Raw genomic sequence first — 7,315 nt, 5'->3', positions numbered from 1 at the left:
CCGACGCGATCCGGTCCTGCGGGTCATACCCGTACTCCCGCACCTCATCCAGATACGCCCCATGATCGTCGGCGTTCTGCACCTTCGACGCATCCCGAATCCGATGCCCATTCGCGTTGTAACCCAGAAAGTAAAGCTGAAATAGTCGTCAATCTTCGATTGTTGGCACACACGGAGACAAGAAGTTATCCACAGCAAGGCTTATCTTGCCCCGAGCGAGAATCGTGACGCGGAATGCGTTCGGCTCGGCGTTTCCAACCTTTCATCGTCTCGCTCGTGTAATAGCCCCCACGACCGCGGAAGATTAGCGGTCAGGAAATCTATGACACAATCGGTAAACTGAGTCCGATTGCGATTTGGATGACCAGTCATAATAAGGTAATGCTGTCCGTTAAGGATATCTACTGAAGCAGAATAACTAGGCGTCTCTAATTCTAACAGAAGCGTTCTTAGCTGGTCGGCAGCTACAGCTAATCCACCCAAGTCTGACTCGACGGTCGACTCTGCGAGACTGAACCAGCCGTGGAATTCGTACACTATCGCCCTCCGAACGGTTGAACATCGACGGCGACGCCGGCAACATGCAGATCCTCAATGATCGGCCATTCGGCCGCACGCCACTCAATCGCCTTCCTCTGGAGTTCGTGCCAGGTTGCAGCTGCCGTACTGGTCCCCAAGTCCTGTATTACGCGCCAGTCTTCGCTCCGTTCCGGACCAACCCAATCGCCGCCATTTTCTGCCGCTGACCGATATAATGTCGTCGTTTTCGGGTTCACGGCTGACCGCATCTCAGTAACTGTCGGCGTATGTAGTCGAGTGTGGCAATGACCTCCGGACGACTTGTCGTCTTGGACATGAGTGAGTTCACCCGGCATCGCCGACAAGCACGAGACCGTGTCCGTCAATCATCGTATTGGCTCCGATAGTCCCATGAGAGAACCGTCGGCACCGAAACGCAATCCAGTAGACCCCGGCACATTGATCACTCGTCAGTTTACATAAAACACTGGATGATGACCCAGAAGTGGCGCATCCCAGACTCCAGCAACTCGAGCCTCAGGTTCCACTTCTGCCAGAATTCTTTCACCTACTTCGTCCCAGTCAGGACCGTGGAGAAGCAGGTAACGCGCATAACACACCTTAGTTCTTACATCACATGCACCAAGTTCGAATAAGCGCTCATAGGTAAGCTTAACGACCTGCACCGGAAGATCCATGCGTGCATCGCAACGCAGAACGTCACCTAGCCGTATGGCTGAACCTTCCTCTTGAACTAAATTTGTAAAAGTCGTGACTGCAGAATCCCATTCACTGGAATTCCAACGGTCCGAGCTATTCGCCTTGGAGATTTGTTCGCCGATCGACTTTGCCAAATCAAGAACATCGTCCCAGTGCACTCGATCCCCTTCCCTAAGGAACGTAGTAAGTACTGATATCATACGTACCCGCAGCTGGCACGAAAGTGGTACGGTACTCTACTGTATAGCCCACAATTTCGACTCGGAATGACGAGTAACCGTTTCCGCTTGAACGATCTGAGCACCAGAATTTATTCGGGATGCTAGGTCGCGCACCACAGGCATATCGACATCGTTCTGCTCGAGCAGCGACATGATATCGGTCGAGCCGTGATCGGCTCGGTATCCATGTCCACTCTTCACTCGGATGACACGCCGTCAACCTCTGAATCGCGAATTAGGTTTTGCCCAGCCCCACGGTCGCTAAAGCAGACAGAGCAGGAGGTAGTTACTCCGTTTCTGAGCGCGCCAAGCCCCTTGCCACCAAGGGCTGCCCCTAGAATTCCGGTAACACTGCGCCCAACCGCTTCCCCGTAGTTGCCTGCCTGCCAGTCCTCGTAAATGGCGGCTGTTGCGGCACTCCAGACGGAGGCGGCGACGCCGAACGGGTCGGCGGCGATCGCACTTGCAGTGCCCGCGGTCGCGTTCATGCCCGATGAGCAGTTCAGCGCAAGGAGACGCGAGACTTACCCCGCTCCACTGACCAACAAATCGGTGAAGCACAGGAAAGCGTTCAGTCTGGAGTGAACACTGAAGATTCTTCTAACTCCACTTCCCGCCCGGCAAACAAGCCAAAAGAACTACTAGTTTCAACATAGCGAACAAGAAAACTACTAAAAGACAGCGTATAATGATAGTTGAACATCATTATACGCGGACTCGATACAACAACGCCCCAGTGGTCGGGCTTCTCTTCTATTGGTGCCCAGTAGCATACCCAGCCGTCGTCTGTCTTCCCCCAAGGAATAAGCCCGCCAGACTCTGGAAAAATCGGCGGCAAGCTACTTTTTGGAAGCGGAAGGTGGCCGATGTCTGCAGCTTTTTAAAAGCCTTGGATCACTTCGTGTGGCGCAGAGTGATCAAGTGGTGGATGACGTTACATCGCTAAAGGTGGAAGGACGTCCGCCGACACTTTACCGACCGTACTGGACGGTGGAGCAGACCTTCGGCGGACGGGATCGAACTGCTCGACCTGGCGGCGGTGACGGTCAGCCGCTACCTCTACCGGGGCAACACGATCCCCACCCCTGGACCGTTCTCCAACCATGCCTGACGACAGAAACCGTGGAGAGCCCGGTGCGGCGAGAATCGCACGCCGGGGTCGGCGAGCGGGCTGGGGAAACGGACCGGTGGCAACACCGATACCGCGCCCCAGGCCGACTCAACAAAACGCCCATCACGGCGGCAATGTCCAGGTCATCACCGCGCCCGACGGATGACCACGGTGGGCCTCCGACGTGCGGCCCGGCCGCGAACACGACACCACCGAGCTCCGCGCGCACCCGAAATCCTGCCCGCGCTGACAACCTGGGATCGCTCAGGACCTGCCCGCGCTGGGCGACCTCGGCTACGAGGGTGAGTCCGGCACGATCACCGTCGGCTTCAAGAAGCCACAGGGCGGCACGCTCACCGACGAGCAGAAGGACCACAACGGCAAACGCGCCGTCTGCGAACGCAGCAACTCCATGCTCAATACCACCTTCAAGGCACTGCGCAACGTCAGCCTCTGCCCCTGGAAGATCGGCACCATCGTCGCCGCCGCACTGTCGATCCTGCACATCGAGCACGGTCGCACAACATGATCACCGGCAGCGACCGGTCGTTACGCGGAAAGGCTCACTGGTTGTCCTTCTCCCTGGACTTCCTCTGTGACAGAGTAACGGAATCAGTCACCCGTGGCTTACATGGGAATCGTGACAGGCTCCCCATACGTGCCAGCCCGCGAAGTCCCCGCAGCTACGGATTCAGGCGACTCGCTCGAAAACCGTTCCGCCGTAGCAGAAATCATTGATTTTTTGGACCACATCCCCACGAAAGAAGATGACGCTCTCCAACTGTTGGGGAATATTAAATACAGGTGGAACGGTAGCAATTTTTTCGACAAAAGAATAGTGTTCGATAGTAATAATTCTGCCGCCGATATGCTCTGGATGTCGAATAATCGTCGATCCGTCCTCGTCAAGCACATCCATTACCTCAGTCACATGCAAGGCAACGAGGCGCCCCTCGGGACAGGATAGTGGCAGTAGCTCGCCGGACGCGCGGAGCAGTGGTGCGATGTCATCGATCGCCTCGTCTCTCAACGCTAACGTCCAACTCGACAGCCACGGCATTCGCGAGCCCACAAGCGGAACCTCTCGCTCTCCAATCTCGCGTACAAGCGAAGCACGCGGCGCAACCCAATCGCTATCGACTCGATTACACCCCAAAGTGCGCAACCTGTCTCGGTCGTTATGGTCATCCAATGTCACCCAGTCGCCATACCCGGAGACTTGCGGAGTATAGATCTGCACAGGTTCCCCTCTTCTCACGGCCACTGACCACCAAGCAGTCGTCGACGAACGTAGTCCAACGTCGAAAGCGCCTCCGCTCGACTTCTGGCAGGCTCCAATAGGTCGTTCACCGACTTGTAATAGCTGTCTCTTAGTTTGAGATGAACTGCGGAGCCAGACGGGTTGGGTGAGTTTCTCGAACCCGGTAGTAATACGCCGTTCTCGGTGGAGTTGATGTTGATTCCATACTTTTCCAAGACCTTGCGGGCCGGATCCGCGATCTTTTTGTTGCCGGCCACGATGTGATGCGCATGTTCACCTGCCTTGGTGCTGCACCTGCTCTTACCAGGTTGCCTCTCAAGAGCTTAGACAATGCCAGTACGACGCCCGCGAGTGCGCCACCGCCCTGACCAAGGCCGTCTGCGATGAGTGCTTCGGGCAAGTCTTTGGCTAGCTGGGTGGCGTGGACCTTCCAGGCCCATTAGCGTCCGCAGATGTCTTGGTGGCCTTCGGCTTGACAGAAGCCGGATATGACCCCGGCGGTGTCGGTTTGGCTCAGGGCTCCGGACCCAAGCGCGTGCAGGTGGCGGGCCTGGGGGAGGTAGGCGTCAATGGCCGGGGCCAGCGCGCTGGCCCGGGGACCGCCCGACGGCAGACTGAACCCGTTGATGTAGCTCTGCCCGTCAGGCGTTTCGGTCCACACGGTGCCGTTGGTGTACGTCTGGCTCTCGACACCACCACTCCGGCTGGGTGGGGTGGCGGGTTGGTCGATGTTGCCGCTTTCGACGTCTTCGGTGCTGGTGCAGTTGCCCCGGGTGTCGATGAAGCAATGGCCGTCGATTTCGATGCCGCTGATGGGGTTGCCACTGGTGAAGGCGTAGCGGTTGCCGGTCCAGGGGTCAGCGGCCATGTTGAGGTCGGCCAGGGCCCCGTTGTAGTTGTCGCGGGTGGTGAAGCGGTTCAAACCCGGGTTGTAGTCGCGGAAGCCCATGTCGTACGAACCCGACGAAGGGTCCCACCGCTTGCCGTTGAAGCGGTAGAAGTTGTACGGCTCCTCACCCGGGTTCTGTGCGTCCGGCTTGTCGATACCGGTGAAGGCTTCTTCGTCGTCCTTGCCGTAGGCGGTATAGCCGTACGTCGCCCGCGTATCGCCTGTCTCCGAGGTCAACGTCTCCACATCGGTATGCGGGTTGTAGCCATAGAACGAATCCTCGATGACCTCCGGACCAGTCCCGTCGGTGTCATGCTTGACCTGCGACAACCGCGCACCCCACGCCGAATACGCATACGAACGTTGGACCTGTCCGCCGATCTCCTCAGTGACGACCTTGTCCGACAACCCCAGGTAGAACCCGAGGTGTCTCGTGCAACACGCACAGCACCTTCCTGTCCGATTAAAGACAGTTTCTTGGCCACAAATCCATGCTCGATTTTCGAGTGTCGACGTCGAAACTTGACCACTATCCCGAGTTGGACGAAGTTTTGTTGGAACAGCCCACCAGATTTCAGGCTAGTTCTTCTGCAGATTTCAGCATCTTGACAAAGGTTCCATATTCCGATCTATTACCCGCAACAACCCTATGGCCATAGCTAGCGACACCAAGGTCGAAGTCTACGTTGTATTTCGAATTGTCAACCCTTGTGAAACCCATTATCACATGCCGCTGATAAGCCATGTTTTTCTTTCCGTAAACATAGAACTCCCAATACAACTGCGGGCAACGGCTGATTAATACGGTACCAAGAAATAATCCTATATCGTTGACGATAGAATACCAAGCTGGCTTCAGGCGTCCTGGGGCTTCCGGGTCTTCTTCGACGTTTTCACGGAACCAGTCTTCCGCAGATTGGATAGAATCGTCATCTTCACGCAGTTCGACCCCGTTTGCCGCAAGTAAGCGATTAAGCAGCTTAACACGCCTTGGTCGAACTTCCATCAGGTGCTCAAAAGACTCTCGAGCCTGCTTTCGGGTTAGATCACCAAGCAGACCTCGATGAGGCGGCTCATAGATTTCGTACCCGTTCCAATTCATCTTGTTCACCATTCGACTATGCTAATGCCAGCCTTTTGAAGCGCCTCCCTCAGGGGTCCCGTCGGACCAGAGAGACCAGTCGTGGGACTTGACGAGAAATGCCATTCTACAGACGAAACTGGGTTCCCTGCACTCCGCAGTTCAACATCGCGTTGGATCTGTCGTCGGACATCCTTCGTTAGCGAGGTACGCCCTACTTTCGATTCAATCGCCAAACCCTGCGGTGTCAGCACGTCAATAACACGACGGCCGCTTGGAGCATCGAGAGACGTTTCTCTTACTGAGCCCGGGTATCTGTCTTTTATCGCGTCAGATGCCGCATCCCCGGCCACCTTATTGTTCTGAATTATGGTCCCGCCGACTTCGTCTGTCCCCTTGCCGAAGAACTTGCGGGCGTACTTGGCAATGGTGACCCCGATGCCCGCGATTGGGGCGGCTCCCGCGCAGGACATTGCGGCGTTCTCTGCGTCGCCTTCTGCGCCGTACCACCCGCAGTTGGCTCCGTCTGCTCCGTTCCCAAGGAATGGGAACAATCCGCCTAGGTCGAGCAGGAAGTGTCCGGCGTCGCTACCGGTGACCGTAGGACCATTGATGGTGCCACCGCAGTCCTTCATCAACTTGCAGCCGTCAGAGGTTTTTGTGTGGTCGTCCGAACTGGGTGAGGAACCGCCACCGCCCGTGTCGTTCACGGCGTCCTCGAACCAGTCCCAGTAATGGCCGTCGATTTCGATTCGGCTGATGGGGTTTCCGCTGGTGAAGGCGTAGCGGTTGCCGGTCCAGGGGTCGGTCCCGAGGTTGAGGTCGGCGAGTGCCCCGTTGTAGGTGTCGCGGGTGGTGAAGCGGTTGAGGCCGGGGTTGTAGTCGCGGAAGCCCATGTCGTACGAGCCCGACGAGGGGTCCCAGCGTTTGCCGTTGTATCGGTAGAAGTTGTACGGCTCCTGGCCCGGGTTCTGCGCGTCCGGCTTGTCGATGCCGGTGAACGCTTCTTCGTCGTCCTTGCCGTAGGCGGTGTAGCCATACGTCGCCCGCGTGTCACCCGACTCCGAGGTCAACGTCTCCACATCGGTGTGCGGGTTGTACCCGTAGAACGAATCCTCGGTGACCTCCGGACCCGTGCCGTCGGTGTCGTGCTTGACCTGCGACAACCGCGCACCCCACGCCGAGTAGGCATACGAACGCTCGACTTGGCCGCCGATCTCCTCGGTGATGACCTTGTCGGTCAACCCCAGATAGGCGAACTCCGTCGTCTCCCCTTCCGCCGTCTTCGTCGTCGTCCGGTCCAGCGGGTCATAGTCGTAGGTCGTGGCGTCCAGGCCGCCGGTGTCGTTGATCTTTTCGTGCTCGATCGTGCGGTCGAATCCGTCGTAGGTGAGCCGCTCGATCACCTGCCCCGCCGCGGTCACCGTGTTCAACCGGCCGTACGGGTCGTAGTTGTAGGCCGCCGTCGTGCCGGCGCTTGTCGCCGACAGCAAACGGTTGCGGTCGTAGTTGA

Annotated in this window: 6 protein-coding genes and 3 pseudogenes; 1 reads left to right on the top strand and 8 read right to left on the bottom strand. The window is 57.4% G+C overall.

What is annotated here, in order from left to right:
* Positions 1–148: 148 nt before the first annotated feature.
* From D0C15_RS35875 to D0C15_RS34475, 3 genes and pseudogenes are all read right to left on the bottom strand, one after another.
* Positions 149–235, bottom strand: a pseudogene (locus D0C15_RS35875) (Imm7 family immunity protein); the annotation flags it as partial.
* A complete protein-coding gene (locus tag D0C15_RS35870) occupies positions 202–537 on the bottom strand; it encodes an Imm7 family immunity protein (RefSeq protein ID WP_162830397.1) in 336 nt (111 codons plus the stop codon). The pseudogene D0C15_RS35875 and the gene D0C15_RS35870, both read right to left, overlap by 34 nt.
* Before the next feature lie 452 nt (positions 538–989).
* Complete coding sequence (locus D0C15_RS34475; RefSeq protein WP_162830396.1) at positions 990–1,397, bottom strand: hypothetical protein; 408 nt, start codon at positions 1,395–1,397, stop codon at positions 990–992.
* A gap of 1,298 nt (positions 1,398–2,695) precedes the next feature.
* Between D0C15_RS34475 and D0C15_RS35865 the strand changes: the two are divergent.
* Positions 2,696–3,100: pseudogene (locus D0C15_RS35865) on the top strand (transposase family protein); the annotation flags it as partial.
* Between the two features lie 162 nt (positions 3,101–3,262).
* Here D0C15_RS35865 and D0C15_RS34470 read toward each other — a convergent pair.
* The 5 genes and pseudogenes from D0C15_RS34470 to D0C15_RS33460 form a co-directional block, all read right to left on the bottom strand.
* Positions 3,263–3,811: a hypothetical protein gene (locus D0C15_RS34470; RefSeq protein ID WP_162830395.1), complete on the bottom strand. Its 549-nt coding sequence runs from the start codon at positions 3,809–3,811 to the stop codon at positions 3,263–3,265.
* Between the two features lie 14 nt (positions 3,812–3,825).
* Positions 3,826–4,122 (bottom strand): annotated as a pseudogene (locus D0C15_RS35860) (AHH domain-containing protein); the annotation flags it as partial.
* A 149-nt stretch (positions 4,123–4,271) separates the two neighbouring features.
* Positions 4,272–5,129: an RHS repeat-associated core domain-containing protein gene (locus D0C15_RS35370; protein ID WP_245976525.1), complete on the bottom strand. Its 858-nt coding sequence runs from the start codon at positions 5,127–5,129 to the stop codon at positions 4,272–4,274.
* 166 nt (positions 5,130–5,295) lie between these two features.
* A complete protein-coding gene (locus D0C15_RS34465; RefSeq protein ID WP_162830393.1) occupies positions 5,296–5,835 on the bottom strand; it encodes a hypothetical protein in 540 nt (179 codons plus the stop codon).
* Positions 5,829–7,315: RHS repeat-associated core domain-containing protein (locus D0C15_RS33460; RefSeq protein ID WP_162830392.1), on the bottom strand; the 1,487-nt coding region annotated here is incomplete at its 5' end. The genes D0C15_RS33460 and D0C15_RS34465, both read right to left, overlap by 7 nt.

This window comes from Amycolatopsis palatopharyngis, from assembly GCF_003385185.1.
Lineage (GTDB): Bacteria > Actinomycetota > Actinomycetes > Mycobacteriales > Pseudonocardiaceae > Amycolatopsis > Amycolatopsis palatopharyngis.
Note: the sequence above shows the minus strand (reverse complement) of the source record. Positions and strands in the feature narration are given on the sequence as shown.

What these genes read in the sequence shown, in the direction of transcription:
- D0C15_RS34465 (WP_162830393.1), bottom strand. Translation starts at nt 5,835, where the DNA reads ATGGTGAACAAGATGAATTGGAACGGGTACGAAATCTATGAGCCGCCT.